16 protein-coding genes are annotated in these 19,662 nt (G+C 44.8%); 3 read left to right on the forward strand and 13 right to left on the reverse strand.

Annotated features, from left to right (window positions below; all coding sequences use genetic code 11):
* The 11 genes from QVP94_RS06265 to QVP94_RS06315 form a co-directional block, all read right to left on the reverse strand.
* Positions 1 to 277, reverse strand: a 277-nt coding sequence (locus QVP94_RS06265; protein WP_288213188.1) for a RuvX/YqgF family protein, incomplete at its 3' end; no start/stop codon positions are given.
* Positions 278 to 346: 69 nt separating this feature from the next.
* A complete protein-coding gene (locus QVP94_RS06270; RefSeq protein WP_005857699.1) occupies positions 347 to 1,744 on the reverse strand; it encodes an undecaprenyl-phosphate glucose phosphotransferase in 1,398 nt (465 codons plus the stop codon).
* 96 nt (positions 1,745 to 1,840) lie between these two features.
* Positions 1,841 to 2,986 carry an OmpA family protein gene (locus QVP94_RS06275; protein WP_005857701.1) on the reverse strand — a complete coding sequence of 382 codons (1,146 nt, stop codon included), beginning with the start codon at positions 2,984 to 2,986 and terminating at the stop codon, positions 1,841 to 1,843.
* A 107-nt stretch (positions 2,987 to 3,093) separates the two neighbouring features.
* Positions 3,094 to 4,245 (reverse strand): GDP-mannose 4,6-dehydratase, encoded by a 1,152-nt coding sequence (gene gmd, locus QVP94_RS06280; RefSeq protein WP_005857703.1) that lies wholly within the window; start codon positions 4,243 to 4,245, stop codon positions 3,094 to 3,096.
* A gap of 25 nt (positions 4,246 to 4,270) precedes the next feature.
* Positions 4,271 to 5,347 carry a GDP-L-fucose synthase family protein gene (locus tag QVP94_RS06285; protein WP_022192211.1) on the reverse strand — a complete coding sequence of 359 codons (1,077 nt, stop codon included), beginning with the start codon at positions 5,345 to 5,347 and terminating at the stop codon, positions 4,271 to 4,273.
* A gap of 25 nt (positions 5,348 to 5,372) precedes the next feature.
* On the reverse strand, positions 5,373 to 6,248 hold the full coding sequence (rfbA, locus tag QVP94_RS06290) for a glucose-1-phosphate thymidylyltransferase RfbA (protein ID WP_005863000.1): 876 nt from the start codon (positions 6,246 to 6,248) through the stop codon (positions 5,373 to 5,375).
* A gap of 88 nt (positions 6,249 to 6,336) precedes the next feature.
* The gene (locus QVP94_RS06295; protein WP_005857710.1) at positions 6,337 to 6,861 is read right to left on the reverse strand and encodes a nucleoside 2-deoxyribosyltransferase domain-containing protein; all 525 of its coding nucleotides are present in this window, start codon (positions 6,859 to 6,861) and stop codon (positions 6,337 to 6,339) included.
* 249 nt (positions 6,862 to 7,110) lie between these two features.
* Complete coding sequence (gene pgl, locus QVP94_RS06300) at positions 7,111 to 7,812, reverse strand: 6-phosphogluconolactonase (protein WP_008778414.1); 702 nt, start codon at positions 7,810 to 7,812, stop codon at positions 7,111 to 7,113.
* 4 nt (positions 7,813 to 7,816) lie between these two features.
* Positions 7,817 to 9,283, reverse strand: coding sequence for a glucose-6-phosphate dehydrogenase (gene zwf / locus QVP94_RS06305; protein WP_005857714.1), 1,467 nt, complete (start codon positions 9,281 to 9,283; stop codon positions 7,817 to 7,819).
* Between the two features lie 4 nt (positions 9,284 to 9,287).
* Positions 9,288 to 10,748 carry a decarboxylating NADP(+)-dependent phosphogluconate dehydrogenase gene (gene gnd / locus QVP94_RS06310; protein ID WP_008772422.1) on the reverse strand — a complete coding sequence of 487 codons (1,461 nt, stop codon included), beginning with the start codon at positions 10,746 to 10,748 and terminating at the stop codon, positions 9,288 to 9,290.
* Positions 10,749 to 10,758: 10 nt separating this feature from the next.
* Positions 10,759 to 12,138: an FAD-dependent oxidoreductase gene (locus QVP94_RS06315; RefSeq protein ID WP_008772423.1), complete on the reverse strand. Its 1,380-nt coding sequence runs from the start codon at positions 12,136 to 12,138 to the stop codon at positions 10,759 to 10,761.
* 376 nt (positions 12,139 to 12,514) lie between these two features.
* Between QVP94_RS06315 and QVP94_RS06320 the strand changes: the two genes are divergently transcribed.
* Together QVP94_RS06320 and QVP94_RS06325 are read left to right on the forward strand one after the other, a co-directional pair.
* Entirely contained in the window at positions 12,515 to 13,432 is a 918-nt protein-coding gene (locus QVP94_RS06320) for a DUF2156 domain-containing protein (RefSeq protein ID WP_005863009.1), read from the forward strand.
* Positions 13,433 to 13,435: 3 nt separating this feature from the next.
* On the forward strand, positions 13,436 to 14,398 hold the full coding sequence (locus QVP94_RS06325; protein WP_005863012.1) for a GNAT family N-acetyltransferase: 963 nt from the start codon (positions 13,436 to 13,438) through the stop codon (positions 14,396 to 14,398).
* 67 nt (positions 14,399 to 14,465) lie between these two features.
* Here the strand turns inward: QVP94_RS06325 and QVP94_RS06330 are convergent, their stop codons facing one another.
* The gene (locus tag QVP94_RS06330; protein ID WP_022192212.1) at positions 14,466 to 16,709 is read right to left on the reverse strand and encodes an LruC domain-containing protein; all 2,244 of its coding nucleotides are present in this window, start codon (positions 16,707 to 16,709) and stop codon (positions 14,466 to 14,468) included.
* A 188-nt stretch (positions 16,710 to 16,897) separates the two neighbouring features.
* Positions 16,898 to 19,132 carry an LruC domain-containing protein gene (locus QVP94_RS06335; RefSeq protein WP_022192213.1) on the reverse strand — a complete coding sequence of 745 codons (2,235 nt, stop codon included), beginning with the start codon at positions 19,130 to 19,132 and terminating at the stop codon, positions 16,898 to 16,900.
* Between the two features lie 179 nt (positions 19,133 to 19,311).
* Between QVP94_RS06335 and QVP94_RS06340 the strand changes: the two genes are divergently transcribed.
* On the forward strand, positions 19,312 to 19,590 hold the full coding sequence (locus tag QVP94_RS06340; RefSeq protein WP_227793754.1) for a hypothetical protein: 279 nt from the start codon (positions 19,312 to 19,314) through the stop codon (positions 19,588 to 19,590).
* Positions 19,591 to 19,662: the final 72 nt, after the last annotated feature.

Consider the following 19,662-nt stretch of genomic DNA (forward strand, 5'->3'; position numbering starts at 1 on the left):
CGTCGTAATAAGTTACCGGGATACTTGGTATCGTCCTTTTCAGATGGGTCACGAACGCCTCCACATACTTCATGTTCTCAGAAGGCTCATTGTTCATTTGCTTCGGAAGCCCGACCACAAATAAATCCACCGGTTCCCGTGATATGTAATCCGACAGGTATTTCACAACCTCTCCACTTGGGACTGTCGCCACGCCGTTAGCGATCATTTGTAAAATATCCGTAGCGGCTATCCCTGTACGTTTCCGGCCGTAATCTATTGCAATTATTCTTCCCATCGAGCGCGAATATAGCATAAATATAAATACAGATTACACAAATCCGCAAAAAGTGTGCAACAAATCGGATCAATATGCATTCTTCTCTCCCTTGAACATATTCAGTACCGTAACCACAATAATCTTTAAATCAAGGAAGAACGTCCAATTCTCTATATACCACACATCTCTCTTCACACGTCCTTCCATCTGCTCCAGCGTCTTGGTCTCACCTCGGTAACCGGTGACTTGCGCCCACCCCGTTACTCCCGGTTTCACCAAATGCCGCACCATATACTTATCGATCAACGCCGAGTACTGCTCGGTATGCTTCAGCATATGCGGACGAGGGCCTACCACGGACATATCGCCCAGCAAGACGTTCACGAACTGAGGGAACTCATCCAAATTCGTCCGGCGCAAGAAATCGCCGATCCGGGTCTTCCGGGGATCATCCTTGACGGCCTGCAAGGTATCGGCCTGCGCGTTCACCTTCATCGTACGAAATTTAAAACATTCGAAGTCATGCCCATACAATCCCGTACGTTTCTGCTTAAACAAAATCGGGCCGGGTGAGCTTAACTTGATCATTATACCGACCACGATGTACAGGATCGGATAAATCGTGAGCAAAATCACCAAAGAGAAAAATATATCGAACGTTCGTTTCAAGAACCGGTTATAGGCGGATTGCAAAGGCTCCCGGCGGACCGTCAGCAATGGGATCGATTCCATCACCTCCATCACCATACTCTTCTTTACATCCCGGTAAAACTCGGGCACGATATAGAAGCGCACCATCTTCTTCTCAGCGAAATTCAGAAGCCGTACGATCTTTCCGTTGTTCGTACCCGGCAAGGTACAATAAATCTCATCGATATCATGCTCCAGCACATACGCTTCCACCTCACTCGTCTTACCCAAATAATTAGGTAAAACGTCTTTCAACGAGTCATTGTCATCAAAGAACCCCTTTACACTAAACCCATAGCTCAAATCATCTTTCATAACTTGGTAAAGCTCCATACCATTCTTTCCCGCACCCACAATCACCACCTTCTTAAAGTTATAGCCTTTTCGCCTATAAAACTTTAAGGATAAGCGCACAAAAACCCGCCAAAGCGAAAACAAGATGATAGAAACCCCGTAATAGACCAAGAGGAAGGTAGCCAGAATATCCCCTACATTCAAGAAGATCAAGCAAGTAGCGAATAAAAAGATAAGTACGGTAACCAATCCGAACGCCCGTTGCACAATCTTGTCGATAAACACGACCGCCTGATGCAATTGAATCGGGATAAAATATAAAGAGAAGAAATAACAGAAATTCAATAACAAAATAACCTCTCTCAAATTATAGGATATCGCTTCCGTGTATTTCGGGCCAAGCAGATGAAAAACGGCCATAAACAAGAGATTCAATACGATCAAATCTCCTACACCAATCAGCCATTGGATTAAATAACCATGTTTTTTGTTCAATATCATAGCAATTCGATAAATTCTCACAAAAGTAAGTATTTTTCGGCGCAAAAAAAAGGCCGCACTTAGAAGTACGGCCTTTTTAAAGTATTAATTCGTAAATTAATTATTAGCGCTCATAATTACTACACGGTTCCAGCTATTTTCGCCATAAGGTTGTTCGTCCGAACCTCTCCACTCGATAGTGATCTGGCTAGAAGAGATACCGTATTTATCGATAAGTTCCTTAGCGACCGCTCTAGCACGTTTCTCAGAAAGACCCATGTTATAATCAGAAGTACCCGTCTTCTTGTCAGCGTAACCAACTACCTTGATCGGAGCGTTGTTGTTCTTCATGAACTCAGCTGTGTTATAGATATTGATCTGCTGGTTCTTGTCGATCTTAGCGCTGTTGATGCGAAAGTAAACCACATTGTCAACGTAGTTATTTACAACTTCAGTAACTGTCTCTTGGCACTCAGGGCAAGAAACCGGACGTTTGCTCAACTCATCGTTAGCAGCACGCAAAGAGTTGATCTGGCCGTTCAAGTCGTTCAACAAAGCGTAATCCATCGGCTCCAATACCTCGAAGTCTGTCTTACCCAATTTGAATGTCAAACCAGCGCTCAACTGAACGATACCATCTGTCAGGTGATTCATCTCGACACGGTTAAACTGCTCGTTCAACAAAGAACCTTGGATCTCAACGTTCAAATCAACACGTTTGCTCAAACGGAAAGCGGTTAAGATACCAGCGTTCAACGTAGGAGACTCCGTTCTTGGACGATCATAAGACTCTGTAGTCTTGAAACGCTGCGCATAACCAAAACCGACCCAAGGAATCAAGCGGAACACTTTAGATTCTCTGTAAGGAGCCCAGAAGTTAGTAACATCCCACAACAAATCTACGTGAGCGGCTACATATTTATTATGTTGCATAAACTGTGCGCCATCACCTTCAAAACCGTGGATAATACCACCATTTAACTGGGTACGGAATCCTAAATACGGATTAAACCACTTACCAAAAGATACTTGTGGAGCGAAGTTTAAACGATTCTTGAAATCAGCCTCTCCATTTTGGTCTCCTAACAATACGCTGGCTCCACCCGCAATTGAAATAAACCAATTGTCGCGAGCTTTATTCTTCTTGAAATTAGTCTTATAACCAGCCTCATTGCTGAACCCCACCTGCGGTTGATATTCCTGTGCTGCCACAGAGAATACAAAACCTGATAACAAAGCTAAAAGTAAAACCTTAGTCTTCATATTTTCAACATTTTAATTAAACAATCAATTACCTAATATCTTAAAATTGGCACAAATTTAACTCTTTTTGTAATTACAACAAATAAAATCTTCAAATTGTTTCGAACTCACTCGAAATAGTTCAAAATTTTATAGCCCCCCTCTTTCAGATAAGACTCCTTCTTCATTAGTTTTATATCGTTCTTCATCATATCCTCAATTAAAGCCGCTAATGAATACTCCGGTTCCCACCCTAAACGAGTACGTGCCTTCGTAGCGTCACCGATCAGCAACTCTACTTCCGTAGGGCGGAAATACTGCGGATCTACTCCCACAACTTCCTCACCCACACGTTTCTTAAAGTTTTCCAGATAGGCATCACCAACCTTCTTGACGAACAATCCCTCGTCTATCGACTCTATGATAGCGACCTCGTCTATCCCTTCTCCTTTAAAGCGGATTCCCACGCCAATTTCCTCAAAAGCCATACGGATAAAGTCCCGAATCGTGGTAGTAATCCCGGTAGCTATGACATAATCCGAGGGTTCATCTTGTTGCAAAATAGCGTACATGGCACGCACGTAATCTTTTGCGTGTCCCCAATCCCGTTTGGAGGAAAGATTACCCATATAAACCTTTTTTTGCATACCCAAAACGATACGTGAAACCGCCCGGGTTACCTTACGGGTCACGAATGTCTCTCCCCTTAATGGAGACTCATGATTAAACAAGATGCCATTGGAAGCGTGCATATGATAGGCTTCCCTGTAATTCACCGTAATCCAGTAACCGTATAGTTTCGCTACCGCATAAGGGCTTCTCGGATAGAAAGGAGTAGTCTCCCTCTGCGGCACCTCTTGCACCAAGCCATACAACTCGGATGTAGATGCCTGGTAAATACGCGTCTTCGGGATCAAGTTCAGCAAACGGACCGCCTCTAGGATACGCAATACGCCCAAACCATCCGCATTCGCAGTATATTCGGGAGTGTCGAAACTTACTTTTACATGGCTCATGGCGGCCAGATTATAGATCTCGTCCGGTTGAACCTCGCCAATGATACGTGTAAGATTCAAACTATCCGTTAAATCGCCATAATGCAAAATCAAATTACGGTTTTCCACATGCGGGTCTTGATACAAATGATCGATACGGTCCGTATTGAACATGGAAGAACGACGCTTGATACCGTGTACCGTATATCCTTTCTTGATCAAGAACTCGGTAAGATAAGCCCCATCCTGTCCCGTAATACCCGTTATTAACGCTACTTTGCCCATTTCTCTAATTTTCAATTTTCAATTCTCATTTTTCAATTTCCAAGTACCATTCATAGAGTCGCTTCACGCCCTCCTCGATCTCGATCGTATGGCGCCAACCCAAGGCATGCAACTTGCTTACATCCGTCAGCTTACGAAGTGTACCGTCCGGCTTGGACGAGTTAAACCTCAACTCGCCCTCGAACCCGATCTCTCGCCGGATCAGTTCGGCGACCTCACGGATCGAAAGCTCGATACCCGTACCTATATTAATATGTGTATTCCGGACCTCGCCCTCCTTCTGGCGGACATCCTCGAAATCCACGTGTTCCATGATATAAACAGAAGCGTCGGCCATCTCCTCGCTCCATAAAAACTCACGAAGCGGCTTGCCGGTTCCCCACAGCTCCACCTCGCCCGGACGGATACCCTGTTTATCCAATACGGAGAGTATCTCCGGCTCGGAGGCCTTCCCAGACACGCCCTCTACCGGACGAATGTCCATATCCTTACGCAAGGCCTCCCAATCTCCCGCATGCAGGCATTTCGCCAAATGGATCTTACGGATCATGGCAGGCAACACATGCGAGGTCTCCAGATTGAAATTATCATTCGGCCCGTAGAGGTTAGTAGGCATCACGGCGATATAGTTCGTACCGTATTGCAGGTTGTAACTCTCGCACATCTTGATACCCGCTATCTTGGCGATCGCATAAGGCTCGTTGGAATATTCCAAGGGAGATGTCAGCAAGCAATCCTCCGGCATCGGCTGCGGAGCCTCACGAGGATAGATGCAGGTGCTTCCCAAGAATAATAATTTCTTTACATTGTTTTTCCAAGAGGCATGAATGACATTATTCTGGATCATCAAATTATTGTAGATAAAATCGGCACGGTACAGACTGTTCGCCATGATACCGCCGACGTGCGCCGCCGACAAGAACACATAGTCCGGCCGTTCAGCGGCAAAAAACTCGTTCACAGCGGCTTGATCCGTCAGATCCAGTTCCGCATGCGTACGAAGCAGAAAGTTCGTATACCCTTTGCTACGCAAATTATTCAGGATGGCGGAGCCTACCAAGCCCCGGTGACCGGCAACAAATATTTTACTGTCTTTTTCCATCGATATCTCGTATTCTGAACTACTTCTACTTATTAATCAACCTCATCAAATACTGGCCGTACTGATTCTTAATCATCGGCAAAGCCACTTGCTCAAGTCGCTTCTCATCAATCCATCCTTGCTTGAAAGCGATCTCCTCCAGACAAGCCACCTTCAGTCCCTGTCTCTTCTCGATCACCTCCACGAAAGTAGATGCCTCAGACAACGAGTCGTGAGTCCCGGTATCCAACCAAGCGAATCCACGTCCCAATAGCTGCACTTTCAACTCTCCATCCTTCAAGAACCACTGGTTCACGGTAGTGATCTCCAGCTCTCCACGGGCGGAAGGCTTGATATTCTTGGCCACGTCCACCACCTTGTTCGGATAGAAATACAATCCTACCACGGCGTAATTCGATTTCGGTTCCTTCGGTTTCTCCTCGATACTGAGGACGTTCCCATCCGCATCGAACTCGGCCACGCCATAGCGTTCCGGATCGTTTACGTAGTAACCGAACACGGTCGCTTTTTGTTCGTTCTCCGCCTTGTCAACGGCCTCTTTTAACATACGGGTAAAGCTCTGTCCGTAAAAGATATTATCGCCAAGTACCAAGCAAACGGAGTCATCACCGATAAAGCGCTCTCCAATGATGAAAGCTTGCGCCAATCCGTCCGGCGAAGGCTGCTCGGCATATTCAAAACGAACGCCATAATCGGAGCCATCGCCCAGTAAACGACGAAAGCCCGGCAAATCCTGAGGGGTCGATATAATAAGAATCTCCCGTATCCCTGCCAGCATGAGCACGGATACCGGATAAAAAATCATCGGCTTATCATAAATAGGTAGAAGTTGCTTGGAAACTCCTTTAGTGATCGGATACAAGCGGGTACCCGATCCACCGGCTAAAACTATACCTTTCATATTCTTTCCATTTTGTTCGACAATATTCGCTTAGGATCGATTCCACACCGTCCCTAAAACTATACAAAGTTAAACAAATAATAATAGATTAGCGCATGGTTTTCAAAAAATCGTCCATATTCTGATACAATGGGACGCCATAGCGCGCACAAGTTAAGCGCACATTATCATACCGGTAAAAGCCGGGCTCGCAAATCACCCGCAACTTTCCTGAGCGCATAAACAGCCCCATCTCCAATAAAGTTATCGGGGATTTGCTGCTCGCCAGAATGTTCATGATAATCAGATCGGCTTTCTCCAGATGCTCCAGTTCCCAATTCACTTGATGCTCAAAATCGGACATTTCCCCGCTCAACCCTTTATCCCTACGAGGATTGAACAAGAGATACCGTCCCTCCGGAAGCGCCCGGAACCAGTCACAGGTAGCCTTCTGCCAATCCACACTTTTCCCCATATCGATCGTGCCGGCCAAAAAGATTTTTTGGTATACAGCTTCATCCAAATCCTTATTTTCAGTATCGGGATACAAGACAACGACCTCAGATTGGGCAAACCCTCCCATCGGCACCAAAAACAAATATAATATACACAGTACAATATTTCTCATATTCATGTCTCAAAGCTTACTTTTCAGGCAACAAACTTCGCAAAAAAACATGAATCCAACAAATACATTCACTTTAAATGTGGGCAACAGTCTTGTATATACTAATAGGATATCACGAGAAGTTGTACTTACTTGGACGGTGAAGTATATCTCCTAGGGTACTTGCAGTATATCTTCTCCAAGGAGAGGAGTATATGTACGTGTTTTTTCGAAAACACGTACATGTTTTTGGGAAGGGCTCGGCATGTAGCAAAATCATGGGTTCAGCCCATAAATCGTAGCCTGTACGGCATGCGATAAGATATAAGCGGCAGGCGTGTCGTTTGAAGGAGAATAACCCTTGGAGAGCCTCTGGATTACGGGTTCCTTGTTCGTGCCCAGTATCGGGACCAATAAGGGGGCGCCGTTCAAGATAAGCGGTCCCGTCATGGTGATCCGGTATTGGCCGGTAGAAGGTTGCTGGGATACCGCATAGTTACGGCTATCCGACAATAGCTCCATGGTGGTAGGGAAAATGGATGCCGTATGGGAATCCTCACCTACGCCGAGGATGATGCAATCGAACGTAGGCATTTGATTGAACAACGGCAAGAATTCCTTTACGACCCATGAATAACGCATCGCCTCGGTACCCGGCTCGTTCTCGCCCTTGATCCGGTGGATATGATCCGCCGGGATACACAAAGGCTTAAAAAGCAAATGATTCGCATGACCGTAATTACTATCCGGACTCGTTGGTGGAACGCAACGCTCGTCCACCCAGAAGAAACGGATGTTATTCCAGTCAATCTTATCCTTATACTCATCTACCCAGAGGGAAAACATATGCTTCGCCGTCTCCCCTCCCGAGAGCGCTAGGTTAAACGGAGCGAAGTCTTTTCGGCGAATCATCGCCATCATGTCCTCCGTCATCGACCGAAGCGCCTCTTTCATCTCATTATATCTCTTTATTTCCATAAAATTATCTTCTTTGGCAGGCGCAGACTTTCTTTTCCGCACCTAAAATAACAGTTTCCTCCGGTCCGTCCTCGCCCGGCTCATAGAAGAATAAGTTCTTCGAACCCTCCTCTTTCCAATGGAGCAAGATCGGATCGATAAATTTCCAACTAGCCTCCAAAGCGTCGCTACGAGCATACAGGGTGGAATCGCCCAGCATGGCATCCAGCAACAGACGCTCGTAAGCGTCAGGAAGATAGCTCTTCGAAAGGGAATCGTAGCGGAAGTCCATGCTGACTTGCTTCACCTCGAAACCGGCTCCCGGCATTTTCAGCCCGAACTTCAAGGATATACTCTCGTTCGGTTGGATACGGATGGTCAATTTATTGCAGGAACCTCCCGAACATTGACCGACAAACAGTTGATGGGGCGTAGACTTGAAGTGGATCACTACCTCCGATGACTTCTCCGGCAACTTCTTTCCCGTATAGAAATAGAAAGGCACACCGCTCCAGCGCCAGTTATCGATGAAGAATTTCATCGCCACATACGTCTCGGTATTCGAGTCGGGAGCTACGTTCTTCTCTTCCCGATAACCGATATATTGTCCGCGGACAACCATCTTATCCATATCCAACACCGTATACGGACGTATGGAGCGGAATACTTTCACGATCTCGTCACGAATCGGTTCCGGCTCGAATATAGAGGGAGATTCCATGGCGATAAACGACATCAATTGCATCAAGTGATTCTGGATCATATCCCGCATCGCCCCGGCTCCATCATAATATTTCCCTCGATTCTCCACCCCCAAGGTCTCAGTAGCGCTGATCTCGATGGAATCGATATAATTATGATTCCACAATGGCTCGAAAATACCGTTCGAGAAACGCAATACCAAGATATTCTGCACGGTCTCTTTCCCCAGATAATGGTCAATACGATAAATCTCCTCCTCATGGAAGATATGTCGTAAATGATCATTCAACTGGCGGGCAGACTCCAAGCTGGTGCCAAACGGCTTCTCCACGATGATCCGCCGGAAACCATCCGGAGACTCGGTCTTGTTCAAACCACTCTCCAGCAAACATTGCGGGACGATCTCGTACATCACCGGCGGGGTAGCCAAGTAATAGATGATCTTATCCGGCAAGTCATGTTTCTCTTGCAAGAACTCGATGCGCTCACGCAATTTGTAGTATTCATCGGCGTTGGTGGAATCGAAGGCGAGGTAATAAACATTCTCCAAGAAGTCATCGATCAAGCCCTCGTCGTAGGTCTTTCCCTTCTGTGCCTCCAAGATATGCGTATGTTGCTCCGCACGGAACTCCTCATCGCCATAAGCGGTACGGGCGGCTCCCAAGATGCAGAAGCGGTCGGGTAGCAAGCCACGAACATATAACTCGAACAAAGAGGGAAGCAACTTACGACTGGTAAGATCGCCCGACGCCCCGAATATAACTAATAATTGATTATCTGCTTTCTTCATGCCTTTATACGTTATAAGTTCCAGAAACCGTCTTTCCTCCCTCACCCGTCCAGTTGGTATGGAAAAACTTACCACGCTCCCAATCGACCCGCTCATAAGTATGAGCCCCGAAATAATCCCGCTGGGCCTGAATCAAATTAGCGGCGGAATGCGGGGTAGACAGTCCATCGAAATAGCTCAACCCCGAGCTCATCGCCGGCAAAGCCACTCCATGCAAGGCACCCTCGGCTACCACTTGCCGCCAAGCCAACAAGGAAGACTCAATCTTTTGAATAAAGAACTCATCGAATAAGAGGTTCTCCAGATTCCGGTTCTTCTCATAAGCCTGCGTAATTTTCTCCAAAAAGACAGAGCGTATGATACATCCCTTCCGCCAAATCTTGGCGATCGTACCGTAATCCAACTGCCAATCATATCGCTTGGAGGCTTGGTACAACAAAGAGAATCCCTGCGCGTAGGAAACCAACTTAGCGGCATACAAAGCCTGCTTGATCTCTTTCTCCGAGATCAAGGTCTGCCCCAGCACGCCACTCTTCGGATAAAGCGAGGACGCTTTTTTCCGTTCTTCCTGCATGGAAGAAAGCATACGGGCATAAACAGCCTCGGTAATCAATGTCAGCGGATCATTCTCGTCCATAGCGGCGATAGCGCTCCATTTACCGGTACCCTTCTGGCCGGCGGCATCCAATATCTTATCTAGCAGGTAGCCCTCCCCCGCCTCGTCCTTGAAGCGGAGAATATCGGCCGTAATACCGATCAGGTAGCTATCCAGCTCTCCCGTGTTCCAATCCTCAAAGATACGAGCCAAGGCCTCATTGTCCAGATCCAGACGATTCTTCAATAAGGAATACGCCTCGGAAATCAACTGCATATCTCCATACTCGATACCATTGTGTACCATTTTCACGAAATGGCCGGCTCCACCCGGACCAATCCATTGGCAACAAGGCGTCCCGTCGTCCAGCTTGGCGGCGATGCTTTGCAAGACATCCTTCACCAAAGGCCAAGCGGCAGGCGAACCACCCGGCATCACGGAAGGTCCGTACAAGGCACCGATCTCGCCTCCGGAGATTCCGGTACCTACGAAGTACATCCCATGCGCCTCCATCTCCTTCACCCGGCGTTCCGTATCATGGAAATCCGAGTTACCACCATCAATAATCACGTCACCGGGTGATAAGTAAGGAATCAATTGAGCCATCAGCTCATCCACCGGGGCACCCGCTTTTACCATCAGCATAATCTTGCGAGGACGCTCGATAGACTCAACAAATTCCTGTATCGTATGGGTTCCTATAAAATTCTTTCCTTTTCCACGACCGCTCATGAAGCGGTCTACCACGCCTTCCTCTCCCGGCGCTGTACGATTATAAACGGATACGGCGAACCCCTTACTTTCCATATTCAACGCAAGGTTCTCGCCCATCACAGCCAAGCCGATTAATCCAATATTTGATGTTTTCATATTTATGTTTTTATTTTATTAATCCAAATAAATCATTTAAAGCCTCACTCATCGACGGATGGGTGAATATCGAATCCCGAAGGAATGTGTAATCTTGCCCGAGACGCATCGCCAAGCTAACCGTATTTATGACTTCGCTGGACTCGGCGCAGAATAAGGTACATCCTAGGATCTTCCCGGTATCCGCATCTACCACGGCTTTCAGCAAGCCATCCGTCTGCTCGATGGTACGGGTACGAGGCATAGCGGCGGCAGGCAGGCTGGCCACCTTTATATTTTTCTCCATCTTACGGGCTTGCGTCTCGTTCAACCCGACATGGGCCAACGGAGGATCGATGAATACGGAATAAGCCACTGCTTCCCGATCGTCCAAGCTCCGGAAACCATTACCAAACAGCTCTTCCCGGATAATACGGTAATCATCCAAAGACAGATAGGTGAATTGTAATCCTCCATGTACATCCCCGATCGCCCAGATATTAGGGATATTGGTACGCAACTTACTATCCACCTCGATAGCGCCACGATTAGTCGTCTGTATTCCGGCGGCCTGCAGATTTAGGCTTTCCGTATTCGGTTTACGGCCGGTAGCCAAAAGCACCGCCTCGGCTTCCAGTCGCAAGGTATCTCCCGAGATAGCGTTACGGCAGATCACCGCAGCCCGCTCAACATCCTGCTCAATCGTCTGCACAACTGTGTTCAAATGAATGGTGATCCCTTTTTTCTCTAGCGTGGACTTCACCGAATCGGCGATGTCCCGGTCCTCACGAGGGATGAACACCTCCCCTGCCTCCAAGATCGTTACCTTCGACCCAAAACCGGCGAACATGGAAGCGAATTCCAGCCCGATATATCCGCCTCCGACAATAACCAGATGCCGTGGCAGTTTCTCCAGTTCCATAATGGAAGTACTTGTATATACGTAAGGATTATCCTCGATACCGCTTATCGTAGGAATAATCGTCGTGGCTCCGGTATTGATGAATATCTTCTCGCCTTCCAGCAAGAAAGAGTCCGTATCCGTTTTCACGACAATCTCATAAGGGGAACGAAAAGAAGCCTCTCCGGTATAGACCGTTACGGTCTCCCGATCATCCAGATTCTTGAAATTCTTCTCACGAAGCAAAGAGGTCAGTTTCTCCTTGGCGAGGATCGCCTGCTTAAACTCCTCCGCATATTGCTCGAAGGTAGAAGGTCTGCGATACCCTGTCACTTGAGCGTAATGTACAAGCGCTTTCGTCGGTATACAGCCGATATTGATACAAGTACCTCCGTACATACCCGTCGAACGCTCCACCACAGCTACATTCCATCCATGGTTGGCCAAATCCGCCGCCAAGGTTTTTCCACCTTTCCCAAAACCAATAATAATCGCATCGTACTTTTTCATCTCTGATTTATCTTCTTTTCGTTAGACATTAAAATAACATTCGTTTTAACCTAATTGTTGCGAATTTCATATTGCAAAAATAGCTCCAGCCCCTATTTTACAAAATGGCTGTTCAACCTATAAGTTTAGCCATTTTTCCCGAAACAACAAAATAACGGACAATATGCTTCGCCTCATCCTTCTCTACGCCACCTAACGCACTCGTTAAGTCCACCGGAAAATATACATTTATGGACTATGTAAAGGTAGGGTTACCTTTACAAATCGTGATGGGAATCGTGATGGTATTTATATCACCTTTATTATTCCCATTCTAAACATTCGCACATGCATTTTAGTTTTATATTTGCAGTTGTAAAACAGTACAAGAAAATTTATGGATATACCGTTTAAACCGATTAGGTTAGAAGACAAAGAGATCATAACCTCATTTACATTTCCCAGCGATTATCGCAATTGTGATTTCTCATTCGCGAACATGTGCAGTTGGCGTTTCTTATATGACAGCGAATTCGCTATCGTGGATGGCTATTTATTAATCCGTTTCATGATCGAGGACAAGAGCCGTTTCGCCTATATGATGCCTGTCGGGGATGGAGATTTAGCGGGTGCCGTTCGTTTGCTAGAAGAGGATTCCTTAAAATATGGACATCCGCTCTGTATGCTGGGTATCACCCCCGACGCCAAGGAGCAACTGGAAGGCGCACTTCCCGGAAGCTTTTTCTATATCCCGGAGCGGGATTATTTCGACTATATTTATTTACGGGAGGATTTAGCTACCTTACGGGGTAAGAAATATCAATCCAAGCGTAATCATATCAATAATTTCAAGAAACGTTATTCGTACGAGTATGTCCCTATCACGCCGGATATCGTACCGCAATGCCTGAAACTGGAATGTAAATGGTATAAAGCAAACAATGGAGATAATGACGAGGAAGAGCTTAATGACGAACGTCGCTCCCTTACCTATGCCTTACATCATTTTGACAGCCTAGGCCTGATCGGTGGCGCTCTCCGGGTTGATAACGAGATTATCGCTTTCTCTTTCGGGGCCCCTATCAACCATAATACATTCGGGGTTCACGTGGAGAAAGCGGACGTGAATTTCGACGGTGCCTATACGGTGATTAACCAAGAGTTCGCTTCTCACCTTCCGGAACAGTATACTTACGTGAACCGGGAGGAGGATCTCGGCATACCGGGGTTGCGCCAAGCGAAGCTTTCTTATCAGCCTACCATACTATTAGAGAAGAGTGCCGCAATAAAAAAGCAACTTACGCAAACTAAATAAATTATGGACAAGAAACAACAAATCGTAAACTTATGGCGTACCTGCTTCGGGGATTCTGAGGCATTTATCAGCCTTTATTTTGATCGTGTTTACAAGGACGAGAACGCAATGACCATCGAGAAGGACGGTAAAATAGTATCTGCCTTGCAGATAGTTCCTTATACGATGACTTATTTGGGTACCGAGATCTCGGTGGCCTATATCTCCGGGGTGTGCACGGCTCCGGAAGAAAGGGGTCAGGGGCTTATGCGGCAACTCTTGCAAGAGACATTCGAGGAAATGGAACGGCGTGAGGTCGCTATCTCCGCCTTGATCCCTGCCGATCCTTGGCTATTCGACTATTACCGGGAACAGGGTTATACCGAGGCATTCGATTATTCCGTGGAGACGTATATCCGCCCGAATACGCCGGTTCAACTCCCGAAGATAACGGTTATCCAACCGGAGGTACCGACAACCGACGAATTGTTCGCTTATTTCAACCGCAAATTACGTGAACGCCCTTCCTGTATCTTGCACTCGCAGGATGATTTCATCACAATACTCCGGGATCTGCAATTAGATAACGGAGGAATGTACACAGCCTTGGACGAGAACGAGAAGGTGGTTGGCATGGCTTTCGCACTGCCTCTTGAGGCGGGTACAGCGCCGTCCGACAAAAAGCTTTTTATCAAGGAACTTCTTTACGACTCGGAAGAGATCAAGGAATTACTATTGCAAGAGCTTACCCTGCAAAATAACATATCGCAAGCGACGGTCAATACCCCTCCCACCCCTCCGGGTACCTTACCTATGGGTATGGCCCGCATCATCGACACGAAACGCATGATCCACCTCTGGCTATCCAAACAACACGAAAGCCCCGTCTCCAAAAAAGACTTGGAACAAATGGATAACCAAACGCTAACACGACAGTTGATGGGGTACCAAGGGAGGACGGCTTATATGAGTTTGATGCTGGACTGACAAAGAAAATCCCCTAGCTAAGACGATTTTTGGCTAGGGGATTTTATATATAAATATATAACTACTATTATTTCTTTACCGGCTTATGATAAACATATTTCTCTTCCGGATTCATATACCAATTTTTCTGGCTTGTGCCTGATGAAGCAGACCATTCCTTAAATGCCGGGTATGCTTGATCAATAGAAACGACTTCTGACGCATATTTAAAATCACTCATCGGGATAATAAATCCCCACATTGTCTTATCTGAATTGTCAGGGTCATTAGCAACATAATTATTTGTCTCAGCTTTAACCCGATCAGTCGGTTTATAACCAGCCAAATGGACTTCTGAACGATTCTGGGCATTACCACCATTTACTATAAAGAAATTCAAATAGAACATATCCAGATCATCTGATGAAACAGGACTGTTGAATTCGACCTCATATTGCAAAGTTCTTATGCCATAATCGTTAGCATTATTAAATGTATTCACGGGCACTCGCTTATCCACATTACCCATAATCCTATGCGCATCATCAAACAAAGGTAGCACCGCAGCAGAAGGATTCGACTCTATTTCATTTGCCGATTCAAAATATCCATTATTGGCAAACACGCCATTCGGCACAGAAGCTTTCGTTATCTTGGCGGTCGTTAATCTATCAAACTGGATACCTGCTCCCAATGTCTTTGTAGCTCCTACCGCAATCAAGTTGACAGTTAAGATCATACTTTCTACATTGTTTGCGCCGTCCATAACCAATTGACTCTGTATGCCCAACACCAAATCATTCATATCATAATCACCAAAAGCAGGCCAATTATCTTCCATGGCGAATGTATAGTAGGGACCATTGGGAACTTCTATCGGATAATTAGGATTAGAAGGAGGATTTGTCGAACCTTGATTACCATCACCCGTGCAATCGCCCGCAGGAATTGCAATTGAAGCGTTTTTATCAACCTGCTTACTTCCACCAGACAACGTTAGATTTTTCGAAAGTTCATTCCCTTTCCATAAGTCTCCCAACAATTCCAAATTCCCATCCAACGAAAGCGTTCCTCCCGATAAATTAATTTGCGTGAAATCCAATAAGGCATAATCTGAATCCTTACACTCTATCTTGTTCCAACTTTTAAAAGATGCCAAATTCTGCCCTGACACATCATCTGTATCCGTAATTCTGAAAATCGAGTATTTTTCCATTTCACACTCAATCTCTTTCGCATCCATATATCTTGCTTCAAGCAGAGTAGAAGCACCCAAGAACATACCAACATTGTAAAGCGAAAGTCCGGCTTCAACATTAATCTTACAATGATTCTCTATCCGTCCACCATTGCCACTATTTTCTGCTGTCATATTAATATTAGTAGCCTTAATCGTACCATAATTTATTAGCTCAACAGCATGATTTTTCGATCTATATCCCGAAAGAATTACTTCTCCATAGTTCTCAAGATCATAATCAACTAATTTGTAAGCGGGTTTAAAACTATCATCCGGCTCTCCAAACTTCGCTCCACTTTTCACAACCAGCCTAGCGCCGTTACCTTGTGATTGTCCATCAGCTTCAAGGATTTTCAAACTACCCTTCTGGTCCAAAACAATAGTAGCCCCACTGCTTCCTATAAGAGTTGAGACAGACAATGCCCCTTCTACATATAATGTCACACTTCCGACCAGAGTAAGGGCCTTTGCCTCATAACCTTCTCCGACAAGCTTATACTCCCCTTCATACAAAGTAATAGAACCTTTATCCTTAGAAGCCATATTAAAAAACTCCTGGGCAGAAATCAATCTAGCTTTTCCTGAATTATAATTATCTTCTCCACTTCTCAATAAAGATTTAGTTGTTGTACCAACGGCAGAAGCTGGCTTAAAATCGCAAGCCAGATCCTTCATTGAGGGATCTACTAATACGGTCTTCACCGATTTTCCTTTTCGGGGATCAATCTGCATAATGTAAATTGTTTCTAAAGCTTGGGGCAATGTCATCGTGCGAACATACGGCTTATTCCCGTTGGCCACACCACCATATAATGGTTTAGCATCATCGGCATAGAAAGGATTCACGTCATATACCCATACTTGGTAATCATACTGGCCATTGAACTCATCATTCACCTCTACGGTTAAAGTCATTTGACGAATAGTAGCTGTCGATTGATTGAAATCATTAGGCAAAGACGGATCCGGCTTCTCCGGAGTAGGCGGAACCGGATCCGGCTTAGGTTCGTACACATCGGTAGTACACGCCGCCAATAGAACGCAAAGCGCGATAGCGACACATTTCATTGTTGATTTAATCATTGTTTTCATATCATTGAAGTTTTATTATTCACCTATCCCCTATAAACATTCAGTAATCCACAACCTTGTCAATACAGCGTCATTTTGGCGTTGGCAAGACATTCATCATCATTGGTTGCCAATCATAGAATCGATATATTATTTATTGAACAACAAAAGGATGTGCCTTAAAGCACATCCTCCGCATAACTAGTTCTTCATTCTGTTTTGTTTGTAAAGAGATCATATTTTATTACATTGTCCTCTACATAATTTAAATACCACCCCGGCGTATTATCACCTTTAATCCAACTCCCGAAACCCTCATAAGCATCATCGATACGAATCGTCTCTTTAGGATAAGTAGCGAAATCTTGTGAAGGTATACTTAAAGCCCACATCAAACCAGTCTCATTCGACACATAGTCTGCCGTACTATTATCACTAGATGCGGCTTTATCCGTACCTTTATAACCCGCTATATGAACTTCATTTCTACGATCAGAATCAAAGCCATTGGTAACAATAAAGAGATTAAAATTATTAACGTTCATGACTCCATCAATAGGTGTATTGAAATTAACTGTCACTTCGTTCACTACAGGCTCAGCTGTTATCTTATAAGTATTAATAGGTGTTCTTTCCGAGCTACCTAATAGAGAATGTGCATCCGAGAACAACTGGATCACAGCATTCGTCTGTCCTTGCTCAGCGCCAGAAACCGCCGAAGCGGGAATACCATCCAATTGGAAACCAACCCCAATTTGCTTTGTAGCGCCGGTGGCATATAGCGTATAGATGATTTTAGCAGACTCCGTCTTGCCCCCGATCTTTTTATTATTTATCTGGATACCTATTACCAAATCATTCATATCATAATCGCCGGTAGTAGGCCAATTATCCTCAAATAAATAAGTATAAGGTAAAGTCTCAACTTCTTCATACGACGGATCTTGATCTCCATCTCCTTCTCCCGGATTCTGATTTCCTGAATTTTTATTACAATCATCTTCATCTATCTCTACAGATGCTTGTCCTTGCGCAAATGTAGCCGGAGCATTCAGTTTATAATAGTTTACATTCTTGTCATGATGATCACATTCGATCTCAAGCATACCTGAATACTCTACACTATTCCAACCACCTAATATTACCTTATTTGCTCTAAACAACGCATATTCCGGGCTATCAGACGTACCTGATATGTAATTTGTTTGCGTCGTAAAATGCACTCCAGCATCTTTATCATCATCAGTACAATCAAAAATGGAAAACGCATCCATATACATGTGCAAACCACCAGCCGTAAATTTATCACACTCAAAACCAGAATAGGAAGCTAAAATTATAGTTCCACCGTTAACATCGCATATATCCGTCTCAAAAACACAAGCGTTATATATCTCTCCATTTGTTAACATCAATGTTTTCTCTATATCAAATTCTCCATAATTTACAATGAGGTTTGTTTTATCAGTAGTAGACAGCCCACCTGTAATGTCCATTTCTCCATCATTATAAATTGAAGCACTTGAAGTTAAAGCCAAAGAATAATTTCCATTTGCCTTCTTTCCATTCAACTCAACATCTCCATGATTAATCAATCTTGATTGAGCCGTGAAAGACAAGCTCAATTTTTTGTCATCATCATCATCTCCTAAAGAGCCATCCTTTTCTACCGCTATTTGAGCGTTACCCACACAGTTCAATACTATATTGTTTTTACCAGCAGTCAACTCGCCATCACTTAATATATAAATCTTCGCATTATTCTGCAAAGTTAAGTAATCAGTGGTTAGTTTGGCTTCACCTTTTATATATAAGCTAAAATTCCCCTCTCCCGGTAAAGAACTTATATTCAACTTTGCATCCTTGTTTACGATATATTTTCCTCCAGTTTTAATTTGTTGCTTTCCACTAATCGCAGTCGCACCTGACGGACTAAAATCAACCTCTGGCATTTCGTAACTTGCGCTACGCAACACTGAACCAGAAGAGCTTTTAGTATTGGCAATCGAACCCAAATTACAAACCATATCACCATCTTGAACAGGAAAAGCATAAACTCTTTTTCTCTTAAAGGGATCAGTTTGACGTATAAAGATTTCATTTTCAGAATCCGGAATACTTATATTCACGTTAAATGGAACTTTACTATTCACTTTCTGTCCTGCCAGCAATCTCGCCCTTTCATCAATAGCTGGATTGCCAGCAAAGGCCTCTATTGTATAATAATATTTTCCATCATAAGCATCGACTATATTTACAGTCAAGTTTCTCGACTTGGATATCGAGTTCACTATATCCACAATTGGATTTTCCGGAATCTCCGGCTCCGGAGTTGGAGTAGGATCCGGCTTCGGCTCATACACATCCGCCGTACAAGCGGCCATCAGCGCCGCGAACAGGAACAGCGCCATGAACTTCACTTTCGTAAAAATACATCTCTTCATATGCTTAATCATTAAATATTTCCCCTATAACACTGTTAAAAAAAAAGTTGTATATTTTAATCAACTTGTTGAGTATTATCGACAGCAAAGGTAGACTTTATTATGACACGAAGTCCTTCAACAGGCAAACATTATTACATCAATTAACTATAATTAATAACATATCCAATAAAAAGCCATTGATAAATAGACAATATTTATCTCATGCCGTATTAAAAAAGAATAAAAAACACACTTTTACCCCCCTACTCCAGCCACTCAAGCAACTCCTTACGCCAAGACTCCCGTTCACGGCGAAGGCGGTCGGTGTCGGAAGGGATAAGGCCCTTGGCGATCTTCTCGTCGTAATAGCGGAGGATATGGCGGTGGGCGATGATGAGTTGCTCGAGGGACAGCGCCTCGTTGGGCTGGAGTTGATCCATTCATGCCCGCGCGAAAACGCCGTGACGGATATGTAGTTCCCGCTCGAAGGTATGCCGCATGCGGGGATAAAGGCGGTCCAGATAAGTGAGTACACGTACGGTTAGCGC

The sequence above is a fragment of the Parabacteroides sp. CAG:2 genome, from assembly GCF_000436315.1.
GTDB lineage: Bacteria > Bacteroidota > Bacteroidia > Bacteroidales > Tannerellaceae > Parabacteroides > Parabacteroides distasonis.

Bases quoted from the DNA above. Each gene is read 5' to 3' on its own strand.
- QVP94_RS06270 (WP_005857699.1), bottom strand. From the start codon at position 1,744: ATGATATTGAACAAAAAACATGGTTATTTAATCCAATGGCTGATTGGT.
- QVP94_RS06330 (WP_022192212.1), bottom strand. From the start codon at position 16,709: ATGAAAACAATGATTAAATCAACAATGAAATGTGTCGCTATCGCGCTT.
- QVP94_RS06320 (WP_005863009.1), top strand. From the start codon at position 12,515: ATGGATATACCGTTTAAACCGATTAGGTTAGAAGACAAAGAGATCATA.
- gmd (WP_005857703.1), bottom strand. From the start codon at position 4,245: ATGGGCAAAGTAGCGTTAATAACGGGTATTACGGGACAGGATGGGGCT.
- QVP94_RS06285 (WP_022192211.1), bottom strand. From the start codon at position 5,347: ATGGAAAAAGACAGTAAAATATTTGTTGCCGGTCACCGGGGCTTGGTA.
- QVP94_RS06275 (WP_005857701.1), bottom strand. From the start codon at position 2,986: ATGAAGACTAAGGTTTTACTTTTAGCTTTGTTATCAGGTTTTGTATTC.
- QVP94_RS06315 (WP_008772423.1), bottom strand. From the start codon at position 12,138: ATGAAAAAGTACGATGCGATTATTATTGGTTTTGGGAAAGGTGGAAAA.
- pgl (WP_008778414.1), bottom strand. From the start codon at position 7,812: ATGGAAATAAAGAGATATAATGAGATGAAAGAGGCGCTTCGGTCGATG.
- rfbA (WP_005863000.1), bottom strand. From the start codon at position 6,248: ATGAAAGGTATAGTTTTAGCCGGTGGATCGGGTACCCGCTTGTATCCG.
- QVP94_RS06295 (WP_005857710.1), bottom strand. From the start codon at position 6,861: ATGAATATGAGAAATATTGTACTGTGTATATTATATTTGTTTTTGGTG.
- gnd (WP_008772422.1), bottom strand. From the start codon at position 10,748: ATGAAAACATCAAATATTGGATTAATCGGCTTGGCTGTGATGGGCGAG.
- QVP94_RS06335 (WP_022192213.1), bottom strand. From the start codon at position 19,132: ATGAAGAGATGTATTTTTACGAAAGTGAAGTTCATGGCGCTGTTCCTG.
- zwf (WP_005857714.1), bottom strand. From the start codon at position 9,283: ATGAAGAAAGCAGATAATCAATTATTAGTTATATTCGGGGCGTCGGGC.
- QVP94_RS06325 (WP_005863012.1), top strand. From the start codon at position 13,436: ATGGACAAGAAACAACAAATCGTAAACTTATGGCGTACCTGCTTCGGG.